2 protein-coding genes are annotated in these 3,451 nt (G+C 69.1%); both read left to right on the plus strand.

Annotated elements, in window-relative coordinates:
• Positions 1–898: methyl-accepting chemotaxis protein (locus tag AC1DYN_RS31860; RefSeq protein ID WP_477966696.1), on the plus strand; the 898-nt coding region annotated here is incomplete at its 5' end.
• A 7-nt stretch (positions 899–905) separates the two neighbouring features.
• Positions 906–3,451 (plus strand): FimL-related protein (locus tag AC1DYN_RS31865; RefSeq protein WP_477966698.1); only part of this gene is annotated, 2,546 nt, incomplete at its 3' end.

A 3,451-nucleotide genomic window follows, 5' to 3' on the forward strand; every position in this document is an offset into this window, starting at 1 on the left:
CGGCGCGATTGCCGACTCGGTCAACTACACGGTCGAGGAACTGCGCGAGCTGGTGGTGCGGGTCATCCGCACCGCAGAGCAGGTGGCGCGCGCATCGAACGGTGCGCAGGATGTCTCGACCGAGCTGCTGGGCGCGGCCGAGCAGCAGTCGCGCGAGATTCAGGATGCGTCGGCCACGACGCTGCGCCTGGCAGGCCTGATTACCGACGTGTCGCGCTCGGCCCTCGAATCGGCCGACGTGGCGCGCCAGTCGGTGGCGGCGGCGGCGCAGGGCTCGACCGCGGTACAGAATGCGATCGAGGGCATGCAGGAGATCCGCGAGCAGATCCAGGAAACCTCCAAGCGCATCAAGCGCCTGGGCGAATCGTCGCAGGAGATCGGCGAGATCACCGAGCTGATTTCGGACATTACCGAGCAGACCAACGTGCTGGCGCTGAACGCCGCGATCCAGGCCGCATCGGCCGGCGAAGCAGGGCGCGGCTTCTCGGTGGTGGCCGAAGAGGTGCAGCGCCTGGCCGAACGCTCGGGCGACGCGGTCAAGCAGATCGGCGCGCTGGTGCGCACCATTCAGACCGACACCCACGATGCGGTGGCGGCAATGGAGAAATCGACCCAGGGTGTGGTCGAGGGAGCGCGCCTGTCGGACGCCGCCGGCGCCGCGCTGTCGGACATTTCGCGCGTCTCGAACCGCCTCGGTGACCTGATCGGCGACATGTCGACCGCCACCGAACGCCAGGCCACCAAGGCCACCGGCGTGGCCGACAAGATGCAGCAGATCCTCGCCGTGACCGAACAGACCCGCCAGGGTACCCGCCAGACCGCGCTGTCGATCCAGGAACTGGCCACGCTGGCGCAGGAACTGAAGGATTCGGTGTCCCGCTTCCGCGTGGTATCCTGACCAGGCGATGACGACCTTGAACCGCTCCAGCAGTTTTGATACCGGCCCGCTGTCCTGGGTCATTGGCGAAATCCGCGACGCCCTCACGCGCGCGGCCACGTCCCTGCGCGACGCAGCGGGCCGTTCGCCCGAGGCGCAGCCAACGCTGCTGCTGCATGCGAAATCGCACCTGCACCAGGCGCACGGCGCCTTGCAGATGGTCGATGTCGAAGGCGTTGGCGTGTTCACCGCCGCGGCCGAAGCGGTGCTCGATCGTTTCAAGGATGGCCAGTTATCCTGCAACGCCGGGAGCGTGCAGGTGGTGCTGGACGCCTTCGGTGCGCTGGGCGAATACCTCGACGAACTCCTGGGCGGCGCCCCGCAACAGCCGGCGCGCCTGTTCCCGTATTACCGCGACATGGTCGAACGCCAGGGGGAGACCAAGGTCCATCCGGCCGACCTGCTGCCACTCGATCTGTCGGTGCTGCCCGAGCTGCCGGCTACGGGCGCTGCCGTGGGCGAGGTCGACATCGCCGCCTGCCGCGCGCAGTTCGAGAAAGCCCTGCTGCCCTACCTGAAAGCCGACGATGACGACGCGGTGMGCCGCGCGCAGGCGCACGACATGGCCGCCGCAATCGCGCCGATCGCCGGCGCGCAGGAGAGCGCACGCGCGCGCCTGTTCTGGCAGGCCATGCATGCGTTTGCCAGCGTGGTGGCTGACGGCCAGATCGCCACCGACCTGTATGTCAAACAGCTCTTTGGCCAGATCAACCTGCAGTTGCGGCGCCTGGCCAAGGGCCAGCAGGATGCGCCCGAGACGATGCTGCGCGACGCCCTGTTTTTCGTGGCTGCCGCGTGCGCGCCGGGCCCTGAGGCCGGCGCGCTGCGCCAGGCGCTGGGCCTGGACGGCGCGGTACCGCACGACTACGCCGAACGGCGCTACGGCAAACTCGATCCGCAGGCGCTGAAGGATGCGCGTGAAGCGCTGGCCCGCACCAAGTCGGACTGGGACCTGATCGCCGGTGAAGGCAAGCCCGACGCCGCCATCGAGAACGATTTCAACGATGCGCTGGCGCGCCTGGCCGGCGCCAGCGACAAGCTGGGCGCGCCAGCGCTGGCGCAGCTGCTGCGTGAACTGGGCCGCGCGGCGGGCGACTCGGTGCAGTCGGGGCGCGACGATCAGTTTGGCCTGGAGATGGCCGCCGCCATGCTGTTCGTCGAGAACAGCCTGGACCAGCTGCGCCAGTTGCCCGACGATTTTTCGCAGAATGCCGAAGCCGTCGGCGCGCGCCTCCTGGCACTCGCCGCCGGCGAAACCCCGCCCGACGCGCCGCAATGGCAGGGCGAGCTGGCACGCCAGATCCAGCAGGGYCAGACCGTGGCCGTGCTGGCGGGCGAGGTCAAGGCCGGCCTGCGCCAGATCGAAAAACTGCTCGACGATTATTACGACGACCCCTCCAAACGCCAGGTGCTGGAACAGGCCGGGCCGGTGCTGCATGGCTTGCAGGGGGCGTTTGCCATCCTCGACCAGGAACAGGCCGTGCTGAGCGTGCGCCACGTCGAGGACGCGGTGCGCACCCTGGCCGACAGCGCCAGCGATGTCACCGCGCAGCACGCGTCGCTGCACAATATCGCGCAGAACATCGGCGCCCTGGGCTTCTTTGCCGATCTGCTGGCGCAGGACAGCGCGCTGGCGCGCGGCCGCTTCACGTTCGACACCGACAAACAGCTGCTGCGCGAGCTGCCGTTCGAGTTCACCGAAGCTGCCGCCGCCGTCGAGACGCCGGTGGCACCTGTCGCCGAAGCCGGCGCACACGACGACGTCGATGCCGAACTGCTCGGGATCTTCATCGCCGAGGCGCAGGAAGTGCTCGGCGTCGTGGTCGAGACGCTGCCGCGCGCGGCCGACGAGCCGGGTAACCAGCAAACGCTGACGGGCCTGCGCCGTGCCTTCCACACGCTCAAGGGCAGCAGCCGCATGGTGGGCCTGGAAGCCTTTGGCGCCACCGCCGCCAGCATCGAGCGGGTCATGAACATCTGGCTGGCCGACGGCCGCGCGGCCACTGCCGACCTCCTGGCGCTGCTCGCGCACGCTTACGCCGAACTCGATGCCTGGGTGGCCGAACTGGCCGCCGGGCAGGCGCCGCAGCGCGATGGCGCAGCGCTGATCGAGGCAGCGGCGCGGGTGCAGGAGGGCGGCGCGTTCGAGCCGCCGGCTGATGCCCAGCTGGATGTGCAGTTGGACGCGCAGTTTGATGCGCAGTTTGATGCGCAGTTTGATGATATCCCCGTACTCGACGTCCAGATCACGCCGCCGGGCGAGGACGCCGTGCGGCGCGTGGGCGACCTGGCCATCGGCCAGGCGCTGCACGACGTGTACCTGCTCGAAACCGAAGCGCTGTGCGCCACGCTGGAAGACGCGTTCGCCGCGCTGCGCAAGGACCCGGTGCAGCGTGCATCGGCCGACGCGATCACGGCCGCGCACACGCTGGCCGGCACCTCGGCCACGGTCGGCTACACCGACCTGTGCGAACTGGCGCATGCGCTGGAGAGAACGCTCGAGAAGCTCAGCGT

The organism is Rhizobacter sp. P2_D12, from assembly GCF_056404395.1.